Source organism: Sporosarcina sp. G11-34 (assembly GCF_026931025.1).
The window spans coordinates 65,444-89,500 of the sequence record NZ_JAHNZW010000010.1 but is presented as its reverse complement, the minus strand read 5'-3'; the positions used below and the strand labels follow the sequence as shown (position 1 = coordinate 89,500).

Below are 24,057 nucleotides of genomic sequence, written 5' to 3'. Positions count from 1 at the left end.
CCACCCCCAATTTAATAAGTCTAGGGATAACCGAAGACACTGAAACTTTATCAGATTCAAACAAAATTGTCACTACTCTGAAAGTTATTTACTTTTATTTAATCTTATCCATCTATAGGTAGATACTTAAGGCTCGCGAGGAGATACAATGACCCCGTGACTATTATCCTTCTTTCGTGTTCCTTAGATAGTATTATAGTATTATCTACCAATTTTGTCACGCTTTTATTTTTATGGTCACAATTTTTCATCAATGATTCTCCAGTTGCCGCATTTGGATGGTCAAATGACAGGAATGTAAAGGATGCCGCAACAGGAATTAGCTCATCCAATGTTTTCTTAATTTCTTTTCCTTTTAACATGCCGATAATAAAATCCACCTTCTCACCAGGAAACTCTATCATGATTGTTTCGGTCAACGCTTTTGCGGCAGCTGGATTATGAGCACCATCTATAAAGACACCAGGTGAGATTTCCTGGAACCGATGTGCAAGTTGTGTATTGGCAACTCCCTTGGCAACTGACTTCTCCGAAAGAGCAACACCCGCAAACAAGAGCGCTTCAATTGCTAACGCAGCATTCACACCTTGATGCGGCCCCTTCATTTTCCGTACATCCAAGATAAAGTCTTGCTGACCTTTAAATAATTCCCTTTCTCCTATCTCCATAACAAACTGGTCTCCGTAACTCAGCAGAAGACTCCCCTTCTCTACAGCGATGCGACGGACAATTTGGAGTGCCTCTTCCGATAAAGGACCCGTAACTATCGGCGTGCCCTCTTTTATTATTCCTGCTTTATGCTCCGTTACTTTTTCCACAGTCGAGCCAAGAAATGATGAATGATCAAGTGCAATCGATGTAATGACTGAAACCAAAGGAATCACGACATTCGTACTATCCAAAAGTCCCCCCATTCCCGTTTCCAACAAAACATAGTCTGGACCAATTCTTTCAAACGTCACAAAGGCTGCGACTGTCAATAGTTCAAAGTCAGTCAGCATATCGCTTAGCCCTGCTTCTTTCATCATTTCAAATGACACATTTAATTCCTCTACAGTAATCGGTTCTCCGTCGATTCGGATTTGATCGTGGATGTCGATGATAGCTGGTGACGAAAAGACACCTGTAGTATATCCGTGTTCTTTTAAAATAGATTCCATGAAAGCGATTGTAGAGCCTTTCCCATTTGTTCCCGTAACATGGATTACTTTTAGCTCTTTCTCGGGATTTCCAAGTTTCACAAGTGCTTTTTCGATGGCTTCAAGGCCAGGTTTAATTGTATCGTCGCTTCTTATTCCCCAACGTTCTTTATATTCTTTTAGTTTTGGAATCAAAGGTACCCCTCCATATGGTAAAATTACTTTAGTGAAAGTATATCATGACCGGAGGAATCACAATGTATAGTTGTTGGGTAATTTATAATGGAAGTTTAACAAGCGATAAGTTTAAAGATCAGGCCGTACTCATAAAAGAAGCAGCTGAGCGCGCAGGTGTTCAAGCTGAGTTGAAAAGAAACTATGAAGTGACGATGGATCTCACGGGTAATTTTGATTCGCCACCTAGTTTTGTCGTTTTTCTTGATAAAGACATTCTACTTGCTAAATTCTTGAAAAATCACGGAATTCCTGTATTTAATGACCCCGTCGTTATCGAAACTTGTGATAATAAAGCAAATCAATACCTTGAATTGGCGAAGCACAGTATCGCCATGCCTGAAACAATCATTGCGCCAAAAGTTTATCCTTCATTTACAATTGCCGATTCGGGCTATTACGAAAAAGTGCTCAAAAAGCTTGGGTTGCCAATGATCATTAAAGAAGGTCACGGTTCATTTGGCATGAGGGTTTATTTAATTGAAACCAAAGAAGCGTTTTATGCGAAGACTGATGAATTGCGCGGTGTCGATTACGTGTTCCAACAATTTATCGTATCAAGTAGAGGCCGCGATATTCGTGTTAATATAGTGGGTGGTGAAATTGTCGCGGCGATGTATCGTCATTCGGAAACAGACTTTAGAGCGAATATTACCAATGGTGGAGTAGCGGAAGTCATCGAGTTAACACAAGCGCAGAAAGGTCTAGCTATACGAGCTGCTGAAGCTGTAGGCGCGGAATTCGCGGGAGTTGACCTGTTGTTTGGCGAAGATGAAGAACCACTTGTCTGCGAAGTAAATGCAGCTGCACACATACGGAACATCTATAATGTTACAGGTATTAACGTCGCGGATGCGATGATCGCTTACATATTGAGGAAAATCGAATGAAGGGTTACATTTATTATTCCAAGGAAGAATCAGTTAGGAATTATAAGTTTATCGAGGACTTAATTAGCCAAGCAGTGATAATTGACATTGAACTACAGCTAATTGTGGATGAAGAACAGCCAAACCCGGACGCTGACTTCATTTTGTTTAGAGACCGCAATCCAGAAAAGGCAAAATCATTTGAACAACAAGGGTTCCGTGTTATTAACAGGGCAGAAGTAAACAGAATCGCCAATGACAAGTGGTTAACATATGAATTGGCTATACTTCTCGGCATTCCCACCGTGCCGACAAAGTTAGTAACCATGGTTGAAGATCTTTCACAATATCCAATTGTCCTAAAAACAGTAGACGGACATGGCGGAACAGAGGTAGAACTGTGCAAGGATTCATTTGAGGCGTCTAAATTCATTACAGCTCACAAGTTACGTAAAATCATTGCACAGCCTTATATCGAAACAAGCGCCCAAGACGTAAGGGTATTTGTCATAGGCGAAGAAGTATTCGGTGCCGTAAAACGCACCGGCAACGGTTCGTTCAAATCGAACTATACACTAGGTGGTTCAATCGAAAAGTATACACTTTCTAGTTGGCAAGAAAAAGAAGCAATTACGATTGCACGGGCTTTGAAAAGTGATTACATCGGCATTGATTTTCTTCTATTGCCTGATGGGAGATGGCTATTGAATGAAATTGAGGATCCTGTGGGTGCAAGGTCGTTGTATGCGACACATGATGTTTCAGTTGCGGAGAGATTAGTAAACTTTATTAAGATACGATTTTCAAGTTACTGATCCAAATGCTTTATTCGACAATAATAAATTCATATAAAAAAGTCACCCCGAAACTATAGGATGACTTCTTTCATTTTTTCATTTCACTTCAATTGTTGGATTGTTGTATTTTTCATCGTTAAGTGGGTTGGTCTGATAATTACGTGTAGATTACCTTCGTCGAGTATTCACTATTACTAGATAATTCTTATGGTTTGTATTCTACTTCCATATCCATATCATCACTAATAGAATCTATTATACTAGGTATCGTTATATATTCTGAACCCCCTGTTGAGTATGATACTCCTACACCGCAGGCACTTAAAAATTTGGATGGATCATTATAATATTTTACATTTGAAGTATTGTATTTAGTATCTTCTTCAACATGCTTACTTGAATAAAGATAAATTTTTCCGGTTCCCTCCACTGAAAGGTAATCTTTATGACTAATTTTTTTAAATAAATCAGAAGGGTTTGGTGTAACACCATCTAGATTAACACATAATTTGGAGCCATTGCCAATCATTATCTTTGGTGCTGTAAATACACTCTTCTTCTCATTCCCAACTACAATTAAAGTATTATCAATAACATTTTGATTATTATGCAATGTTATTATTTCTGCCATGAAAAAGTTATGATTCGAATGATTATTCGTGTTTTTTAAATCCAAGATACCTTTATAATACATACTAATATTTGTTGCACTATTTAGGTTAGGTTCGCTAATAATCTCCCCTTCCAAAGCATATAACGGAATACCAAATCCACTGAAACTGTTTAATTGATTTGGATATTTTGATGCCCTAATATAAAAGGAACTATCGAATCCTTGGTCTTTAATTTTTTTTAAGTAACTAGTAGTTAATTCACCGGTATATTCACATGGAGGCATATTTTTCACTGGCAAAACAGGGCATTTACTCAGCACTTTATCCGATAATTGCGGGAAAAAATCAGTAAGTTTCTCGATTTTTGAACCTACAATAGTCTCTACATTCACTGTCTCTTCAGGGTCTAAAAAATTTGGATTTGGTAGCGTAAGCTTACTTGTAAGTAATTTTCCATTTGACGAACCTTTTTTTCCAACTACATGAAGAATTAAGTGGATTTCATCATCATTACTAGCATCAACGTCAAAGCCAAATTTTTCAACTGAATAAATCAAGTCTTTATCAATTTTTATTTCCTTCTTAGTATTTTCAACTTCAGTTAAATAGGTTTGAATCGAATTATTCAATTCATTAGTAAGTTCTTTTTCAAGCTCGTTAATATTACAATTTATCCAAGCTTCAACATCAACTTTACTCTCACAAGTAATATAGATATGATTATTTCCAGGATATTTTTTTACTTCTTCTTCGATTTTCTTCATTTTATTAATTGCTTGTGCATGTAAAGTCCTAAATTCTTTCTTGAGCTCAAATTGAACCTCTTTTGAATATCTTTCTATTCCCATCTCTGCCGCAACCACTGCATGATTATTATTATCTACAGATTTTTCCTGTTGCGCATGACTTAGTGACGTTTTAATAAATACCGTCGAAATGCTTAAAAATAAGACAATCATTAATAAGACGATTACCAGCGTGTACCCACGTTCATCTTGCAACCTACCCATTTTTATTCCCTCCTTAATTGTCTGTTTTAATCCTAGATATTGTAGATTGAATCTCTACTTTTAGATTACTATTATCTGGATCAATAACGATTAGTTTTAGTTCCAAATTATCTTTTTTGGGATACCCTGAAAACTCACTTGTATCAACTTCATAATTGAATTTATTTCCTGTTACACTACCTTCTAGAATCATATTTTCATCGGAATCGCATTTATAAAAATATAACTTCTTGTCCTTTTCATCTAAGTTGTAACACTCTCCCAGACGATGCTTATTTGTAATCGTTGCAATAACTAGGTTCGCTTCCTGCTGTAGTCGAACTTTTTTTGATTCGGAAATATTATATTTAAAACCAATTGATATTGTTGTCATTAGAATAATAAAAACCAGAGAAGATATCAGAAGTGTAGCTAGAAGTTCAACTAGCGTTATTCCATTTTGATTCCTCAAATATTTATTATTGATATCCCACACCTCCAATACTAAAACCTATTTTATTTCCACATACCCGTAAATTTCGCTGCTTAAAATATTTTGTTCCTTTTTTATTATTAAGTGAATTTTATGAAGTGCAGGTGTATTGATGTCTCCATCGAAGTCTGGATTAGTAAAGAAACGTAATTCATATTTGTATCCGTTATCTGCATTTTCTTTAGTAAATTCATAATAGTCTTCTTCATTTTCCTTTTTTGGACCTTCGGGACTTGAATAGTCGATTCCACTAATGGATTCAGTAAACTTAACTAAAGGCGTTTCTTCTGACAGTATCATTTCATTTGATTTAATATCCGCCATTTCCTGCCGTGCGAGATTCATTGTATCAAGCTTTGTATACGTTTTCGCATTAAATAATGTCATCTGCGGGAAAATATTCATGATTCCTACAAAGACTATGCCTAATATGACGAGGGTTGCTAATACCTCGACAAGTGTCAGCCCTTTTTCATTTTGAAGATACTTTTTCACAGCCTACCCCACCTTACTGAACATAGTTTCACGTACAATGGCCTGTCTATAAATAATAACACCATTAATAATAATTCATTATACCTACTAACCTAGCACATTAAAGGTAATATCAAAGTAATATAAACCTATATTACCATACTCGGACAATTTTAAGCAAAGACTATTTTAATAATATTCAATCATACACGACTTTTTATGTATATTGTTTTTAAAAACTCAAAACCAATTTACTATATATTTTAACCTGACCAGACAACCTCACACTAAAACAGATTTCCAAAACAAAAAAATCCCCCATTGCACTAAGCAACAGGGGTCAACCTTCTTAATTAAATCTCTTTCAATTCCTTCATACGCTTCTCAACCGTAGCGTATTTCTCTAGATAATCTTGTTCTTTCGCACGCTCTTCAGCTACTACTGCTTCAGGTGCATTAGATACGAATCGTTCGTTCGCTAATTTACCTTGAACAAGTTTCACTTCGCTTTGCCATTTCTTAAGCTCTTTCGTTAAACGAGCAAGCTCTTCGTCAATGTTTAGTAATCCTTCAAGCGGTAGGAATAATTCTGCGCCTGTGATGATTGCGGACATTGATTTGCCTGGTGCTGAAATATCTTTACCGATTGTTAGTGTTTCTGGATTACAGAAACGATTGATGTACATACGATTTGCTTCTAAGATTCCCGCCGTTGCCTCGTCCCTTGTTGAAATATATAAAGGAACTTCTTTACTCATCGGCGTATTTACTTCTGCACGGATATTTCGAACTGAACGAATAATATCCATTAGCAATTTCATTTCAGATGCGCGCTCTTTATCTGAAAGCGACTCATCTACAACCGGCCATGCAGCAATCGTAATCGATTCGCCTTCATGCGGTAAGTTCTGCCAAATCTCTTCCGTAATGAACGGCATGAACGGGTGAAGTAGACGCATCGTATTATCAAGAACATACGCAAGAACAGAACGCGTCATCTTCTTCGCATCTTCGTCTTCTCCGTACAATGGTAGTTTGGCCATCTCGATGTACCAGTCACAAAGGTCATCCCAGATGAATGAGTACAATGAGCGCCCTACTTCACCGAACTCATATTTCTCGGCTTGATTTGTTACTTGCGCAATCGTTTCATTTAAGCGCGTTAAAATCCATGTATCGGCAACTGATTTCTTACCTGTCAAATCAATTTCATCGAATGTCATGCCGTCCATATTCATTAATGCGAAACGAGAAGCATTCCAGATTTTATTGGCAAAGTTCCACGTCGCCTCTACTCTTTCAATTGAGAAACGGATATCTTGTCCAGGTGCTCCTCCTGTTGAAAGTGTATAACGTAACGCATCCGCCCCATATTTATCGATAACATCCATTGGGTCGACACCGTTGTCGAGTGATTTGGACATTTTGCGTCCCTGTTCATCTCGAACGAGCCCGTGAATTAATACATCTTTAAACGGACGTTCTCCTGTGAATTCGATGCCTTGGAATATCATGCGTGATACCCAGAAGAATATAATATCATATCCTGTAATGAGTGCATCTGTTGGGTAATAGCGTTTGAATTCCTCGTTTTCAGTATCTGGCCAACCCATTGTAGAAAACGGCCATAATGCTGATGAGAACCAAGTATCTAATACGTCTTCATCTTGATTCCAGTTTTCAATATCTGCAGGCGCTTCATGACCAACATGAATTTTGCCTGTTTCATTATGATGCCAAGCCGGAATTCGGTGACCCCACCATAATTGTCGTGAAATACACCAGTCATGGACATTTTCCATCCATCGTAAATAAGTGTTTTCGAAACGACTTGGGACGAAGGTAACTTTGTCTTCGCCTTTTTGAAGGTCGATTGCCTGATCCGCAAGTGGTTGCATTTTAACAAACCACTGTGTTGATAAATAAGGCTCTACAACCGCGCCGCTTCGTTCTGAATGACCAACCGAATGTAGATGCTCTTCAATTTCAAAGAGAACGCCACTTTCCTGTAGGTCTTTAACAATTTCTTTACGGCAATCAAAACGATCCATGCCTTCATATTTTCCAGCAAGATTATTCATAGATCCATCTTCGTTCATCACAAGGATACGTGCTAAATTATGACGATTTCCAATTTCAAAGTCATTTGGATCGTGTGCTGGTGTAATTTTCACTGCACCGCTACCAAATTCCATATCAACATAATCATCTGCAATGATTGGAATTTCACGGCCAATAATCGGTAATGTAATCATTTTTCCGACAAGATGTTTGTAACGTTCATCTTTCGGATGTACCGCAACTGCAGTATCTCCAAGCATTGTTTCAGGACGTGTTGTCGCAATTTCGATGCTGCCAGTTCCATCTGTAAGTGGGTAACGCATATGATAGAATGCACCTTGCACATCTTCGTGAATTACTTCAATATCAGATAAGGCAGTTTTTGTTTTAGGGTCCCAGTTAATAATGTATTCACCGCGGTAAACGAGACCTTTATTATACATTGTAATAAAGACTTCTTGAACAGCTTTTGATAATCCTTTATCTAGCGTAAAACGCTCACGTGTATAATCAAGTCCGAGGCCAAGTTTCCCCCACTGATCACGTATATGTGATGCGTATTCTTCTTTCCAGTTCCATGTTTCTTCTATGAATTTCTCGCGTCCTAAATCATAGCGTGATTTCCCTTCAGTACGTAGGCGTTGTTCAACACGTGCTTGTGTTGCGATTCCCGCATGGTCCATTCCTGGAAGCCAAAGTGCATCATATCCTTGCATGCGCTTCATGCGAATTAAAATATCTTGTAATGTTGTATCCCAAGCATGTCCAAGATGAAGTTTCCCCGTTACGTTTGGTGGTGGAATTACAATCGTATATGGTTCTTTATCACTTTCAGGTTGTGCTTCAAAGTATTTACCTTTAAGCCACCACTCATAACGTCCTTTTTCAATCGACAGCGGATCGTACTTTGTCAGCATCGTTAATTCGTCTTTTGACATAATAAGTTCCTCCCTATTTCCAACTAATTATTTTTTTCCATAAAAAAACTCCATTCGCCTTAAAAAGGACGAAGGAGCTGTTCGCGGTACCACCTTTATTCGTGCACATCAAATAAATGTACACCTCAAAAATTATCTAACGGCTTCAAACCGGTTTTCGCTACTTTAAGTGATGGTTTTCCAATTAGGAATTCATCATGTTCACGAAAACTGCTCACGGGTGACATTCAATGACCTATTTACAGGGCCTTTCAGCATTGGTCCCTTCTCTGTAGAAAACAGTTTCACATACTATCCCGTTCATCGCATCATTATGCAGTTGATTCAATTATAACGGAATAGTGCTATAGACGTCAAGTATATCACGAAAGGATTGTGTTATGAGAAAAGGATATAATCCATATTTATTACCGCCTTGGCTCCGAAGAACAAGATGTTACTGCAAAAACATTATGTTGCCTATTGCAGTTTTTCAGTTAATCAGATTATTAATTATCCCCACAGCGGGAGACTTTTTATTACTTTGTGTTCTTGCCGGATTAGCTTTCGCTTTGCACAGGGACATCATTTGAACGAAACGAAGTTGCCGAATAAGCATCTTCTAGACCCATTAAAAACGCTAACACTTCATCTTTCTCAGTAAAGCTCACAGTCTCTAGTAGGATTTCGGTGGCTTCTTCTTGTTCTAGAACTGGCTCGTTTTCAGTTTTTGATTCCGCTGCTGATTCCGTCTTCAATACTACTTTGGATTCTTTTTCTGGTTCTGATTTTTCTTCGGCTTCAAGATCTGCCTTTGCAGTTAATTTTGCTTCTGCGTGAGCCGATTTTTGCTCTGGACTTTCTTCTTGCACGATAATGACTTGCCTGTATGAACATTCCACATCCCAAATTAAGCCCAGAGCACCTTGTCCGTTCTGTTCACACACAGCATTCGTCGTAACAATATTCAAAGGATCATCCGCTTCTGGCGGTAAATCGATGTTAAATGGAATTGCGTATTCAAAGTATCCAGTTTCTCCTTGAGTATCAACATCATCAATAAATATAACGTCTTCATCTTCGATCCGTTCAGACAGTTCGTTCACTTCACCGTCAAATTCAACATTTACAGCAAGATGATAAATACCAGTTAACCTCACAGAGGCTTCTGTTCTGTCTATTGTAAATCTCGGAGTCACTTTAACTGTTTCTACACCTGTTGGCACGCCAGTAGAGGCCGGGAATTTAAAGTTTTCTTGCATCTGCCATTGGACTGTTTTCATTTAGTATCTCCTCCTATTCCTTCACAAACAATTGTATGCATTAGGGTTACTAGTTAGAAGATGATAGTAACTAAAAAAGGGGTCAATTCGTTCAAACTCAAACGAATTGTCCTCTTTTTTAAATTTAATCGATTAAAGCCCTTTGCTACTACAATGAAATGGTCTATCATCAGTTGATTGAAGTGGAAGGCGGCGTCTCCTGTGGGATTAGCGGGACAGATGAGACCCCGCAGGAGCGTTTTTGCGACGAGGAGACTCAACGCCCGCCCCACGGACAGCGTCCGCCTGGAACGCAAATCTATATTATTTGGGTTTTAACGCTAAATACTTATTATGAAATCGACTCAAGTGTCTATTTTACATTACTTTTTAGAAAGCTTTTCAAATACAGTATTGAATGCTGCCACTGTTTTCGCAATATGTTCCTCAGTATGCGCAGTTGACAAGAACATCCCTTCAAACTGTGAAGGCGGAAGGAAAATACCTTCTTCAGCCATCAAACGATAGTACTCAGCGAAAAATGCTAAGTCAGACGTCTTCGCTTTATCATAATTAATAACCTTTTCATTCGTAAAGAAGAAGCCAATCATTGAACCCGCACGGTTAACAGTGTGAGGAATATTATATTTCTCAGCAGCCGCACAGAAACCAGCCTCAAGTTGATCACCAAGTTTCATAAAGTAATCATATGATTCAGGCGTTAATTTTTTCAGCGTTTCTATACCAGCAGTCATTGCCAAAGGATTACCCGACAACGTACCCGCTTGATAAACAGTACCCGACGGCGCGACGTTACCCATAATCTCACGTGACGCTCCGTAAGCTCCAACAGGCAGTCCCCCGCCAATAACCTTACCAAGACACGTAATATCTGGTTGTACACCAAAATGTCCTTGCGCACAGTTGTAACCGACGCGGAAACCAGTCATAACTTCATCGAAAATCAGAAGTGATCCGTTAGCTGTCGTTAGTTCACGAAGTCCTTCTAAAAATCCTGGCTCCGGTGGAACAACACCCATGTTACCAGCAACTGGTTCAACAATAATACCAGCCAAATCATCGCCAAATTCCTCAATCATCACTTTAATACTTTCAAGGTCGTTATAAGCGACAGTCACCGTATTACGTGCAATTGATTCTGGAACGCCTGGGCTATCTGGCAATCCTAAAGTTGCGACTCCCGAACCTGCTTTAATAAGAAGTGAGTCCGCGTGACCGTGGTAGCATCCTTCAAATTTCAGGATAATATTACGGCCTGTATAAGCACGTGCAAGACGCAAAGCACTCATTGTAGCCTCAGTCCCAGACGAAACCATACGAACCATTTCAATCGATGGCACACGTTTAATGACGAGTTTTGCGAGTTCATTTTCCGCTAGAGTAGGTGTACCAAAGCTTGTACCTGTTTCAGCAACACGCTTAATACCTTCTACAACGTTTGCATCCGCATGACCATGAATAAGTGGCCCCCACGACAATACATAATCGATGTACTCATTGCCATCAATATCCGTAATCATTGCACCTTTTCCGCTCGCCATAAAAATCGGATCCATACTTACAGATCCAAATGCACGAACTGGTGAGTTTACCCCACCTGGCATTAATTCAACTGCTTCTTTAAACGCTTGTTTAGAGTTCTGATAATCTTTACCCAATTATTTCTCCCCCAACCAGCGCGCGGCATCTTTTGCATGATATGTCATGATTAAGTCTGCCCCAGCACGCTTCATACTTGTAAGTGATTCAAGAACGATTTCTCTTTCATTTATCCAACCATTACCAGCAGCAGCTTTTACCATTGAATATTCGCCGCTCACATTATACGCAACAACAGGTAACGTGAAGTTATTTTTCACATCGCGCATAATATCTAAATAAGAAAGACCTGGTTTAACGATTAAGAAGTCAGCACCTTCAGCAACATCTGATTCAGCTTCACGAATTGCTTCGAGTCGATTTGCCGGGTCCATTTGATACGTTTTACGGTCACCCGATTGCGGTGCAGAATCTGCTGCATCTCGGAATGGTCCGTAATAAGCCGAAGCATATTTAACTGCATACGACATAATTGGAATATGCGCAAAGCCTGCCTCATCAAGTCCCTGACGAATCGCCGCAACAAAGCCGTCCATCATGTTAGAAGGTGCAATAATATCAGCCCCTGCTTTCGCTTGGCTAATTGCTGTTTTTGTTAAGAGCTCGAGTGACGGATCGTTTAGGATAACATCGTTCTCAAGAACTCCGCAATGACCGTGACTAGTGTAATGGCAAAGACAAGTGTCCGCAATTACAACAAGTTCCGGATGACGCGCTTTGATAAAACGAGTCGCTTCTTGAACAATTCCTTCATCCGAATAAGCTCCGGATCCCATCTCGTCTTTAGCTTTCGGAATACCGAATAATAAAACGGATGGTATTCCAAGAGAAGCAACTTCATCAATTTCAGCTGCTAGATGGTCAAGTGATAATTGATATACACCCGGCATCGAGTCTACTGGGTTTTTAATGTTATCGCCTTCGACGACAAATATCGGATAGATAAAATCTTCTTTTTGTAAAATGGTTTCTCTTACCATTGAGCGTAATGTACCTGTATTGCGTAAGCGCCTATTTCGGCGGAAATTCAAGTTAGTCAATCGTAACATCCTTTCGGTTTGCCAATTTATCAACAAGATCCTTTAATGTATAGATATCCGGACGAACATCAACAGATGCGCCTTCTTTAATAAGCGCTCGTTCTGTCACGTGACCGATTGCACCAATCGTATACCCTTCCCAACCTGTATGCGGCGCTACTTCTTCCGCAAATATTTGGACAGCTGAAGGACTTGCAAATAATACGGATACGTCTTTTTCAGTTTGTAATAAACCCGTTAATTTCCCCGCATTTTCTACTACTTTTTTAGTTTCATATACTGTCCACTCATCAACTTCAAATGGCAGTTCTTCACTTATTGTAGGTCCTGCAATTGTCCCCCTTAAAAATAGAAGACGTCGCAAATCATTTTCGACTGGATCAAATTCTTTTACAAATACATCTGCACTGAAAACTGTCGGTATAAATTGAACCGAAAACCCGATTTCTTCAAGCGCTGCAGCTGTTCGTGTTCCGATAGCCGCTATATTTGCCGTAATTAAATCTACAGAAAAATCATGACGTTTCAACTTTTCGCCAAACGCCGCGACTGCACTTTGACTCGTAAATATTAGCCAGTCATAGGTAGCACAAGCATCCAAGCGTAATTGGTCCGTAGATTGGACTAATTCTGCTACTTGGATCAATGGAAGGGATACTGGTACTCCACCGTATTCTTTCACCATTTCAAAGACGTCTTGTGATTTAGGCGTCCCTGTGAAAACGACAGTTTGATGATGTAACGGTTTACTGCTCTTCATTTTCCATGTCCGCCAGCACTTTCTCGATTACTTTGGAAGCACCCTGTTCACGCAATTTTTCCGCGACAATTTTTCCTGCCTCAACCGGATCTGTGTTAATAGCCGTCTCCTTGAAAACTTGCACTGCATCTGGAGAAGCTATATAACCAGTGAACTTAACATTCGTCCCGTCATATTCTGCAAATCCAGCGATTGGCACCTGGCAAGAGCCATTCATCTCTACTAAAAATGTTCTTTCCGCTTCGACTTCTTTCCACGTCTTATCATCGGAAACTTTGTTCAGCTCATGTAGTAGTTCCTGATCATCTGAACGACATTCGATTGCGAGCGCACCTTGACCGACAGCTGGAAGACAATCTTCAACTGACATAAATTCTGTGACGACTTCATCGCCCCATCCAACACGCTTCATTCCCGCCGCTGCAAGTAAAATTGCGTCGTATTCGCCGTCGTGCAACTTTCTCAATCGTGTTTCGATATTTCCACGAATCCATTTAATTTCAAGATCTGGACGTAACAGAAGTAGCTGTGAACTACGACGTAAACTTGAAGTTCCCACAACCGCGCCAATTGGTAAATCTAAAAACTTCACATGGCCATTTGATATAAATGCATCACGTGCATCTACTCGTGCTGGAATACAGCCAATCATTAGACCTTCAGGGATTTGAGAAGGCATATCTTTCATACTATGTACCGCAAAATCAATTTCTTTATTAAATAAAGCGTCCTGAATTTCTTTAACGAACAATCCTTTTCCGCCTATTTTGGACAGCATTACATCTAGAATCTGGTCGCCTTTTGTTACAATCTCTTTAATTTCAAATTCAAACGGTGCACCGGCTTCCTTCATTTGTTCAATAAACCATTTCGTTTGTGTCATTGCAAGATTACTTCTTCTTGAACCTACGATAATTTTTCTCAATCTGACCCAACCTTTCATAATGAGCTACGTTTATATCCAAAAGTGGAATCCTGAAAGCGTACTGCCCAGGAAAAAATTGATAATAACAAATAAAAATGCGAAAATGTTCGCCCATGCGGCATTATTTCCTCTTAACCTGCCCATCTGCATGAAAAGCAAAACAACTGCATACACAATAAGTATAAAAAAGGAACCTATAATCTTCATATCGAGAAGCGACCATTCATCCAACGCAATATAAGCCCACTGCACGCCGAGAATTAGACTAATTAGAAGAAAAGGGATGCCTGTAATAATCCCAATTTTTATACCTGATGCTGCCTGCTGAAGCGAGGGTAAACGACCAAATTGTTTTGACCATTTTCTCTTTTTCAAAAGTTTATATAAAATAAGATATAGTATTGCAAAAACAAACGACATCGAAAATGCAACATAAGACAAGATTGCAAATGATATATGAATGAATAGAAGTTCTGATATGAGCGCTTCGCCTACGGCTGAATTGCTAATCTGGTTTGGTGCAAATGTATGAATCGTCATAAAAATAAAGCCAATAACATTTAAAATAAAAACCGCATGCCCTACTTTAGAAAACAAATGCAACAAAATTGATACTGAAATTAACAGCCACGCATAAAAATAAATTCCCTCAAATAGAGATAATATAGGAAAACGCTTCGTTTCAACGATATACATAACTAGAAATACTGTTTGCATGACGTAAACAACTAACAATATCCAAAAAGCACTTCGATGTGCCATCCTATCTTTATTCAAATAATCAATAAAATAAAACACAAGGCTGACTGCGTATAAGACGACCATCCACTCGTGCAGCCTTGTCATCATTATATCAGCCATAACGACCCAGCCTTTCCTAAAAGAAGAAGGTTTCTCGGATTCAACATCTATTTAACGACCTTTTACACAATTAGGTTGGGATATGCTGGAGTTTCGCCATCTGCCCGTTTCCTCAATCGTTCTTGCGCTGACTTTGCCAATGCTACTTTTTCTTTTTCAACTTCTTCATCAATGCCAAATATTTGTTGGAACAACTCAATCTTCTCAGACGATTTTGGGTCCATAGCAAGTTCTTTTACTTGTAGAATCGGATCTTTAAGCAGTTGATTAATAATCGATTTTGTATGTTTGCTTAACACTTTTTTCTCACGTTCTGTTAAGTCCGGCATTTTATTTAATATACTTTCCATCGTTGTTCCCTGAATTCGTAGCGCTTTTTCACGAAGTGCCGTTATTACCGGAACAACGCCAAGTGTTACAAGCCATTCGTTAAATTCAGTGATTTGCCCATCAATCATTAACCCGATTTCTTTTGCAGCTTCTTCACGTTCTGCAAGGTTCGCGTCAACTATTCCTTGTAAATCATCAATATCATAGAGGAACACGTTCGGAATTTCAGCTATTCGAGGATCTAAGTCTCTAGGTACCGCGATATCTATTAAGAAAATCGGGTTACCTCTACGTACACGCTCTAGGTTTTTCATAAGCTCATAATCGATCACATAATCTGTTGCAGCTGTTGAACTTATTAAAATATCTACATCAATAAGTGAGCATTGCAACTCGTTAATCGGCTTCGCTATTCCGCCAAACCTATCCGCCATTTCTTTCGCTGTCGAAAATGTTCGATTCAGTACCGTTACTTTTTCCACACCGCTACCTTGTAAGTTTTGAAGGGCTAGTTCTCCCATCTCACCGGCTCCAAGAATCGCAATATGTTTATGGTTCAATGAACCAAATATTTGTTTTCCAAGCTCGACTGCAGCATAAGATATGGACACAGCATTTGCGCCGATACCAGTTTCTGAATGTGCTCTTTTCGAAAACGTCACGGCTTGTTTAAACAATTCATTAAATACCGTACCTGTTGTACCGATAGACTGCGCTTCAAGGAAGCTATCACGTACTTGCCCCAGTATTTGCGTTTCACCAAGAACCATGGAATCCATTCCAGCTGAAAGTTTCAACAAATGTTCAATTGCTTTATCGTTTTCATTAATGACTAAATGGGATGCAAATGATTCCATTGGAACATTGAACCAATTTGCTAAAAATCGTTTAACGTAGTATCGACCTGTATGAAGTTGATCGACGACAGCATACACTTCGGTCCGATTACATGTAGATATAATTATATTTTCTAAAATACTTTTTTGTTGTTGTAAAGTTTGCATCGCTTCCGCCAGTTCTGTTTCAACAAAAGACAATTTCTCTCGCAACTCAACAGGCGCTGTTCGATGATTGACACCTACTACAATTGTATGCACCTTGGTGATCACACCTTTCAAATTCTATTACCTGCTTTTTAGTATAACATAAATACATCATTTTTCATGTGCCAAATATGAACAACCTATGTCGTACAATGGTTAGAAGCACTGTTGACAGTTATTCAAATATAGTATTGAAGTAATATTTACAATCTAACAAGAACCCTTATTCATGTCAAAAGGGTTTAAAAAAGCCTAGCTGATAACGAATCATCAACTAAGCTATATTTACTACATTCTCTTTTTAATCTCGCTCCAGGCCTCATCCATGCCTATGCCTTTTTCAGATGAAAACACGACAAGTGGATCTTCTGGTCGCATATTTAGGTTTTCGCGAATTATTTTTCTATGTTTCATATACTTACCTTTTGGAATTTTATCTGCTTTGGTTCCGATAACAATTGCTGGAATATTATAGTGAATCAAGAACTCATACATTAATTTATCATCTGCTGTTGGCGGATGACGCAAATCAACAATTTGAATGACTGCGCGCAATTCTTCACGGCTCGTCAAATATTCTTGAATCATTTCTCCCCATATTTCACGCTGTGTTTTAGATACTCTAGCGTAGCCATAACCTGGCACGTCGACGAAAAATAACTGTTCTTCAATTTTATAGAAATTCAACGTCTGCGTTTTACCTGGATTTGAAGATGTACGGGCAAGACTTTTACGCCCAATCATCGTATTAATAAATGATGATTTCCCTACGTTGGATCTTCCAGCAAGTGCGAACTCTGGATAACCTTCTCCTGGGTATTGTTCGGGTCTTACAGCACTCATAATCATTTCAACATTATTTACTTTCACTTTGTTGCACCCTCCAATGCGATTTCAAGCACTTCTTCCGCGTCCGAGACGAGTTTAAACGTTAATTCTTCACGAACACTTTCGGGAATGTCTTCAATATCACGTTCATTTTCAATCGGTATTATAATTGTCGTTAATCCTGCACGGTGTGCGCTTAACGCTTTCTCTTTCAAACCGCCGATTGGAAGAACACGTCCACGGAGTGTAATTTCACCCGTCATGCCGACCTCTCTCCGAATTTTACGTTCCGTCAATGCTGAAACTAGCGCTGTGGCTATTGTGATTCCAGCAGATGGACCATCTTTTGGTACAGCACCTTCTGGAACATGAATGTGAATGTCATACGATTCGTGGAATTTCGGATTAATGCCAAAGTCCAAAACCTTCGATCGAACGTAGGAAAGCGCTGTTTGTGCGGATTCCTTCATGACATCCCCTAGTTTTCCTGTTAATATGAGGTCGCCTTTTCCTGGGGATAAGGACACTTCAATTTGCAACGTGTCGCCGCCTACTTGTGTATAGGCAAGACCTGTTGCAACACCCACTTGGTTAACTAGTTCAGCAAGGCCGTACCTAAATTTATTCTTACCGATTATTGATTCAAGTGTATTTGCTGTAATAACCACTCGTTTTTTCTCACCTGTGACAATTTGTTTCGCTGTCCTTCTGCAAAGTGCAGCGATTTGACGCTCTAAACTTCGAACGCCAGCTTCTCTTGTGTAATAACGAATGATATCAGTAATTGCTTCGTCATTAATTCTAAGCTGTGCCCCTGTTAAGCCGTGCTCTTTCATCTGTTTTGGAATTAAATGATTCTTAGCAATCGAACTTTTTTCGATTTCTGTATAGCCCGCAATATTAATAATTTCCATACGGTCTAACAAAGGACGCGGAATTGAGCTTAAATCATTCGCGGTAGCAATAAATAATACATCCGACAAGTCATAGGCTTCTTCCAAGTAATGATCGCTAAACTTTGAATTTTGTTCGGGGTCAAGTACTTCCAACATTGCTGAAGAAGGATCTCCACGGAAATCGTTTGACATCTTATCAATTTCATCAAGTAAGAAAACAGGATTAATCGTCCCTGCTTTTTTCATTCCCTGAATAATACGCCCTGGCATTGCGCCGACATACGTACGTCTATGCCCACGAATTTCAGATTCATCACGCACTCCACCTAGTGATACACGGACAAAATTTCTGCCGAGTGACTCTGCAATCGAACGCGCAAGCGACGTTTTTCCGACCCCAGGAGGACCTTCTAAACATAAAATTGGTCCACGTAATGAATTAGTCAACTGTCTTACTGCTAGAAATTCAAGAATTCGTTCTTTGACCAATTCAAGTCCCTCATGATCACGGTCAAGAACTATTTCCGAATGATTGATATCAAGCATGTCTTCTGTCGACTTCGACCATGGTACATTGACGAGCCATTCAATGTAATTTCGGATGACGCCGCTCTCCGCTGATGCAGCTGGAACTTTTTCATATCGATCAAGTTCGCGTTCAGCCGCTTCTTTTACAGCTTCTGGCATGTCCGCTTCGTCAATGCGTTGTTGTAATTCGATTACTTCTAGTCCTTTGCCGTCCTTGTCACCAAGCTCGGTTTGGATTGCTTTCATCTGTTCACGTAAATAAAATTCTTTCTGCGTTCTTTCCATTGCCTCTTTGACACGTTCATGAATTTTAATTTCCATATTCAGTACTTCTTGTTCATTGTGCAGGCGACTTAGAAGCCACTCATAACGCTCTTTTATATCAAATATTTCAAGGAGCTCTTGTTTTGCTTCAATTTTCAAAGGCAAATGAGAAGTAATTGTATCCGCAAGTCGGCCTGGTTCATTAATTTCTGCTACAGAATCATACGTTTCTTTCTTGATCTTTTTCGAAATCCGTGCATAATTCTTAAAATATGTAAGAAGAGTTCTCATTAATGCTTCCATTTCAATGTCGATTTCCAACGCGTCAGATGTACCCGTTACCTCGACAACAGAGTAATCCTCTGTTTCTTCATACTTCGTCCATTCCGCACGTTGCATTCCCTCAATTAGGATACGTTGTGTGCCATTTGGTAATTCTGTCATCGATTTAACATATGCCACGATTCCAATATCATAAAGATTATCTGAATCCGGTTCTTCAACTTCAGCATCCTTTTGTGTTGCCAGAAAAATAAAGCTATCGCCTTTTACAGCCTGTTCAACCGCAGCTTTCGAACGTTCCCTACCTACGTCAATATGTAAAACCATTGAAGGATAGACAAGAACCCCACGAAGCGGCAATAATGGTATGTTGTAATTAGTAGTTTTTGACATGCTGACATCACCTCCGATAAATAATAAAAAATAATATATATGTTGAACTAATGAATACAACACCTAGTTGATTGTAGTGAAGAGCGGCGACTCCAGCGGAAATAGCGCGTCCAGGTGAGACCCCACAGCGAAGCGAGGAGGCTCACGGACCGCCCGCGGAAAGCGTCAGGGAAAGATTGAACTCCGCACTGTCCGTTCGGAACGGAAATCAACGGTTTGTACAAGTACTCAATATACTTAGTAACTATAATTCAACTTATATAGAGAGAAAAAGCCGACAACCGAAAGGCGCAATTATACGTGCGCGCTAGGTGCCAGCTTCATCCATTAAACTTTATGCAGAACTTTTTCCATTTAGCAAAATAACTTCAGATCCATCTTCTTTTAACAAAGTTGGATTTGCCTCACCCAAAACAGATTCGCGTGTGATGATGCATTTAGTCACTTCTTCCAGTGATGGCAGCTCATACATAACATCAAGCATAATATTTTCTATTATTGAACGCAGGCCACGAGCTCCTGTTTTTCGTTCAATTGCGGCTTTTGCTATTTCGCGTAACGCATCGTCTTCAAACTCAAGTTCAACGTCATCAAGTCCAACCATTTTTTGATACTGTTTAACAATGGCGTTTTTAGGAAGCGTTAGAATTTGTAATAGTGTATCTTCATCTAACGGCTCTAAGCTTGCCAGTACTGGTAAACGGCCAATAAATTCAGGAATTAAACCGAAGTTTTGTAGATCTTCTGGGATTAATTTCCCTAGAACTGATTCTTCTTCATTAATTATATTTGGTTCAGCACCAAATCCAATTAACTTCTGACCAATTCTTCGTTTAATAATATCGTTAATTCCGTCGAACGCGCCACCCACTATAAAGAGGATGTTCGTCGTATCAACTTGAATGAATTCTTGATGCGGATGCTTACGTCCACCCTGTGGCGGAACGCTTGCAACTGTTCCCTCAAGGATTTTCAGTAAAGCTTGTTGAACACCTTCACCCGAAACGTCTCGTGTAATCGATGCGTTTTCAGATTTACGTGCAACTTTATCAATTTCATCGATATAAATAATGCCTTTTTCGGCCTTCTCTACATCATAGTCTGCTGCTTGAATCAGTTTCAACAGAATGTTTTCAACGTCTTCACCGACATAGCCGGCTTCAGTAAGTGATGTCGCATCTGCAATCGCAAACGGTACATCAAGAATACGTGCCAGTGTTTGCGCTAGTAACGTTTTACCACTACCCGTTGGTCCGATTAGAACGATATTCGACTTCGACAGTTCAACATCGTCTATTTTACTCCCTGAATTAACGCGCTTGTAATGATTATATACAGCGACCGAGAGTGATTTTTTCGCTCTGTCCTGCCCAATTAAATAGTCATCAAGTATACTTTGTATGTCTTTCGGTTTCGGAACGTCTTTTAGCTCGAATCCCTCTTCAAGACCAAATTCCTCTTCAACGATTTCAGCACAAAGTTCAACACATTCATCACAAATATAAACTCCCTGTCCCGCAACTAATTTACGGACCTGTTCTTGCGACTTACCACAAAATGAACAGTTTAAGTTATCTTTTTCATCATTAAATTTGAACATTATGCTCACCCCTATTCAAGTGCCAATTTTACAAGACTCCTCAAGTATAATCAACTAATTCGTTTCCAACCAATTTCATAGCAATAAAATTAACTTTGTTCTATGTAAAACAAGGTACGGATAACCGTACCTTGTCCTAAACTCTATATATTATTCAGTAACCTTCGCGTTTTCCACAAGGAATTCAACTGTTTTATTGAAACGAAGATCGTTTTCAAGAACCGAAGTTCCACCGAGCGTCGCTTTAATTTGTTCAGCTGGCATTCCGAATTGGTCAGACATTTTTTGGATTTCTGCATCAACGTCTGCTTCTTCAACTTTAATATCTTCAGCTTTTCCGATTGCTTCTAATGTTAATGAAACACGTACACGGCTTAGCGCATCGTCTTGCATTTGTGAACGAAGTGCTTCTTCATCTTGTCCAGAGAACTGGAAGTAAAGATCTAGCGTCATTCCTTGTTGCTCAAGACGTTGTCCGAACTCTTCCATCATGCGCTCAACTTCTGCGTTGATCATCACTTCTGGAATATCGATTTCTGCATCGCGTGAAGCCGCTTCTACAAGGTCATCGCGAAGAGCTGTTTCAGATGCAGTCAATTTCTCAGCTGCAGTCTTCTCTTTTAACTTCGTGCGAAGTTCATCAAGAGTTTCAACTTCTTCATCAATTTCTTTTGCAAGTTCGTCATTCAGCTCAGGGATTTCTTTCCCTTTAATTTCATTTACTTTCACTTCAAATACAGCTGGCTTACCTGCAAGTTCAGCAGCGTGGTATTCTTCTGGGAATGTGATTTCAATTGACTTTTCTTCTCCAACTTTCATACCAACCATTTGTTCTTCAAATCCTGGGATGAAAGATCCTGAACCAATTTCAAGATCAAAGTTTTCTGATTCTCCACCTTCAAATGGAACTCCATCAGCGAAACCTTTGAAATCAAGTGTAACTGTGTCGCCGTTTACAACTTCGCCATCTTCTTTAACAACAAGTTCAGCGAATTTTGTTTGGCTATCTTTAAGTTGCTCTTCAATTTCTTCGTCTGTTACTGAAGTGTCTTGACGTGTTACTTCAATACCTTTATATTCTCCAAGTTTAACTTCAGGCTTAACTGTAACTACAGCTTTAAAGATAAGTGTTTTTCCTTTTTCCATTTGTTCGATATCAATTTCAGGACGGTCAACAGGGTCAATTCCCGCTTCTTCAACCGCTTCTCCGTATGCTTCTGGAAGAATGAAATCTAGTGCTTCGTTATAAAGTGATTCCACACCATACATTTTCTCAAACATTGGACGTGGCATCTTCCCTTTACGGAAACCTGGTGATTCTACTTCTTTAACTACTTTTTTAAACGCTTGGCTAAGCCCCGCATTTACTTTCTCTACTGGCACCTCTACTGTTAGAGTACCTGTGTTTCCTTCTTCTTTTTCCCATTTAATTGTCATAATTAAATACCTCCGAATCTTTTGGTGAATCTATTTTTATACTTATATGCGTTATTCACAACCATTACAGTATATCATAATGACCCTATGTTTCAACAGATTTCACACTTATTAAAAGTCTGAATCATTATCCAATTGCTTAATAAGTGTACAGAGCGGTGTATCGGGTAATTCCTCCCCAGAAAATAAACTATCTATGTATAGTAAATAAGCGTCCGCTACTTCATCTGCAGGATAGTTTCCCCAACTGAATGGAAATGCGGTAATGGCAAACTTTTCAATAAGCCCTCGGACCATTTCATATCGAGATGGGTCTTGCAACATACGTTGTTCCAGTTCCAAGAGGACATTTTGAGTCTGTTCATCATGTCCGGGTAGTGTCATTTGGGCAGGGGTAACTACAACTTCGCGCCCAAACTTTCTAACTGTTAGTTCCTTGTTATAATTAGCTTGATGTAAAAGAGTCAATGCAAAAGTTATCACTAGCGGCGATAAATGCACGCTTTCTGCAATATCTTCGAGAACCATCGTCATTTGACGAAGATCTGTTCCTTCTAATGAAGCAAGCGACTTTTGTTGCATCAGTACATCCATTTCAATAAAATCCTCAAATGTAAATAATGTTCCCGCAGGTGGCAACTCATCTGTATCATAGCGTTCTGCTAGGCGACTATTCAAATCTCTCAAATATTTAAATTTAGTGAGGAGATCTATTGGAATGATTTTTTCATCCAATAGCGTTTCAATTGTCATTTCAACTTCTTCATATTCCTGCAGTTGGATACAAATCGTTAAATACAGTTCCATTGCCTCGACGTAATTTGAAGTACCACTGTGTAGTAGCATAGCCGCGATTTCCTTGGCACGCTCGAAGTCCTTTGTTTCGTACAGAGCAACTGCATATGGCCCTAAAAAATCCGGATGATCTGGTTCATATACTATGGCTTGGTCAAACGCCACAACAGCCTCGTCAAACTTTTCTTGCTGCACAAAATTAGTACCTTGTTCCACCAGTCTTTCAAATGTTCCAGGGAATACAATAATATTTTCTTTCTTGCGAAGTCTTCTGTACTTTTTCGGCATTACACTATCCCCTTCCCATCATTCTCACTATATCATAACGCTTTTTCGATTAATATGATTTCATTCGAAATAATATCTGCAATCATTATTCTATTTACCCAATATCTTTCCAAATATAACCTTCTTCTATATTATGATAATTTTTAACCAGTTATGTTAACTTCATCGCCCTAACCGTTAGCCAGTCTCGACACTCATACCATTCCTATTTTGTGCCTATTAGTTCATTAATATACTAGAAATAAGATAAAAAATCCTGATCTAAATTGGTTAATATAAATAAAGCTGTTTAATATTGTCAATTTCATTTACACTGAT

General features: G+C 39.1%; 19 protein-coding genes, 1 pseudogene and 1 other annotated feature. Of the genes and pseudogenes, 2 read left to right on the top strand and 18 right to left on the bottom strand.

What is annotated here, in order from left to right; translation table 11 throughout:
• Nucleotides 1-104: 104 nt before the first annotated feature.
• Complete coding sequence (locus KSU66_RS15110; RefSeq protein ID WP_269052301.1) at nt 105-1,334, bottom strand: bifunctional folylpolyglutamate synthase/dihydrofolate synthase; 1,230 nt, start codon at nt 1,332-1,334, stop codon at nt 105-107.
• A gap of 62 nt (nt 1,335-1,396) precedes the next feature.
• Here KSU66_RS15110 and KSU66_RS15105 point away from each other — a divergent pair, with 62 nt between their 5' ends.
• Together KSU66_RS15105 and KSU66_RS15100 are read left to right on the top strand one after the other, a co-directional pair.
• Nucleotides 1,397-2,263 (top strand): ATP-grasp domain-containing protein, encoded by an 867-nt coding sequence (locus KSU66_RS15105; protein ID WP_269052300.1) that lies wholly within the window; start codon nt 1,397-1,399, stop codon nt 2,261-2,263.
• A complete protein-coding gene (locus tag KSU66_RS15100) occupies nt 2,260-3,057 on the top strand; it encodes an ATP-grasp domain-containing protein (protein ID WP_269052299.1) in 798 nt (265 codons plus the stop codon). Before KSU66_RS15105 ends, KSU66_RS15100 begins: the two co-directional genes overlap by 4 nt.
• Before the next feature lie 187 nt (nt 3,058-3,244).
• Here KSU66_RS15100 and KSU66_RS15095 read toward each other — a convergent pair whose 3' ends face one another.
• From KSU66_RS15095 to KSU66_RS15015, 17 genes and pseudogenes are all read right to left on the bottom strand, one after another.
• Entirely contained in the window at nt 3,245-4,663 is a 1,419-nt protein-coding gene (locus tag KSU66_RS15095) for a hypothetical protein (protein ID WP_269052298.1), read from the bottom strand.
• A 13-nt stretch (nt 4,664-4,676) separates the two neighbouring features.
• Nucleotides 4,677-5,036: a hypothetical protein gene (locus KSU66_RS15090; RefSeq protein ID WP_269052297.1), complete on the bottom strand. Its 360-nt coding sequence runs from the start codon at nt 5,034-5,036 to the stop codon at nt 4,677-4,679.
• 9 nt (nt 5,037-5,045) lie between these two features.
• Nucleotides 5,046-5,138, bottom strand: a pseudogene (locus KSU66_RS21455) (prepilin-type N-terminal cleavage/methylation domain-containing protein); the annotation flags it as partial.
• Between the two features lie 15 nt (nt 5,139-5,153).
• Complete coding sequence (locus tag KSU66_RS15085) at nt 5,154-5,630, bottom strand: type IV pilus modification PilV family protein (RefSeq protein WP_269052296.1); 477 nt, start codon at nt 5,628-5,630, stop codon at nt 5,154-5,156.
• A 332-nt stretch (nt 5,631-5,962) separates the two neighbouring features.
• Nucleotides 5,963-8,608 (bottom strand): valine--tRNA ligase, encoded by a 2,646-nt coding sequence (locus KSU66_RS15080; RefSeq protein WP_269052295.1) that lies wholly within the window; start codon nt 8,606-8,608, stop codon nt 5,963-5,965.
• Between the two features lie 61 nt (nt 8,609-8,669).
• Nucleotides 8,670-8,921: a binding site (T-box leader), on the bottom strand.
• 226 nt (nt 8,922-9,147) lie between these two features.
• Nucleotides 9,148-9,870 (bottom strand): hypothetical protein, encoded by a 723-nt coding sequence (locus KSU66_RS15070; protein WP_269052293.1) that lies wholly within the window; start codon nt 9,868-9,870, stop codon nt 9,148-9,150.
• A gap of 362 nt (nt 9,871-10,232) precedes the next feature.
• On the bottom strand, nt 10,233-11,528 hold the full coding sequence (gene hemL, locus KSU66_RS15065) for a glutamate-1-semialdehyde 2,1-aminomutase (RefSeq protein WP_269052292.1): 1,296 nt from the start codon (nt 11,526-11,528) through the stop codon (nt 10,233-10,235).
• Nucleotides 11,529-12,509 carry a porphobilinogen synthase gene (hemB, locus tag KSU66_RS15060; protein ID WP_269052291.1) on the bottom strand — a complete coding sequence of 327 codons (981 nt, stop codon included), beginning with the start codon at nt 12,507-12,509 and terminating at the stop codon, nt 11,529-11,531.
• The gene (locus tag KSU66_RS15055) at nt 12,502-13,269 is read right to left on the bottom strand and encodes a uroporphyrinogen-III synthase (protein ID WP_269052290.1); all 768 of its coding nucleotides are present in this window, start codon (nt 13,267-13,269) and stop codon (nt 12,502-12,504) included. The genes hemB and KSU66_RS15055 overlap by 8 nt, the downstream gene beginning before the upstream one ends.
• The gene (gene hemC, locus KSU66_RS15050) at nt 13,256-14,194 is read right to left on the bottom strand and encodes a hydroxymethylbilane synthase (protein ID WP_269052289.1); all 939 of its coding nucleotides are present in this window, start codon (nt 14,192-14,194) and stop codon (nt 13,256-13,258) included. Before hemC ends, KSU66_RS15055 begins: the two co-directional genes overlap by 14 nt.
• Before the next feature lie 30 nt (nt 14,195-14,224).
• Entirely contained in the window at nt 14,225-15,055 is an 831-nt protein-coding gene (ccsA, locus tag KSU66_RS15045) for a cytochrome c biogenesis protein CcsA (protein ID WP_269052288.1), read from the bottom strand.
• A gap of 62 nt (nt 15,056-15,117) precedes the next feature.
• The gene (gene hemA / locus KSU66_RS15040) at nt 15,118-16,482 is read right to left on the bottom strand and encodes a glutamyl-tRNA reductase (protein ID WP_269052287.1); all 1,365 of its coding nucleotides are present in this window, start codon (nt 16,480-16,482) and stop codon (nt 15,118-15,120) included.
• 234 nt (nt 16,483-16,716) lie between these two features.
• Nucleotides 16,717-17,298 carry a ribosome biogenesis GTP-binding protein YihA/YsxC gene (gene yihA / locus KSU66_RS15035; protein ID WP_269052286.1) on the bottom strand — a complete coding sequence of 194 codons (582 nt, stop codon included), beginning with the start codon at nt 17,296-17,298 and terminating at the stop codon, nt 16,717-16,719.
• Nucleotides 17,295-19,619: an endopeptidase La gene (gene lon / locus KSU66_RS15030; RefSeq protein ID WP_269052285.1), complete on the bottom strand. Its 2,325-nt coding sequence runs from the start codon at nt 19,617-19,619 to the stop codon at nt 17,295-17,297. Before lon ends, yihA begins: the two co-directional genes overlap by 4 nt.
• A gap of 334 nt (nt 19,620-19,953) precedes the next feature.
• Entirely contained in the window at nt 19,954-21,219 is a 1,266-nt protein-coding gene (gene clpX, locus KSU66_RS15025; protein WP_269052284.1) for an ATP-dependent protease ATP-binding subunit ClpX, read from the bottom strand.
• Nucleotides 21,220-21,369: 150 nt separating this feature from the next.
• Nucleotides 21,370-22,656, bottom strand: coding sequence for a trigger factor (tig, locus tag KSU66_RS15020; RefSeq protein WP_269052283.1), 1,287 nt, complete (start codon nt 22,654-22,656; stop codon nt 21,370-21,372).
• Nucleotides 22,657-22,767: 111 nt separating this feature from the next.
• Complete coding sequence (locus KSU66_RS15015; RefSeq protein WP_269052282.1) at nt 22,768-23,739, bottom strand: tetratricopeptide repeat protein; 972 nt, start codon at nt 23,737-23,739, stop codon at nt 22,768-22,770.
• Between the last annotated feature and the right edge of the window lie 318 nt (nt 23,740-24,057).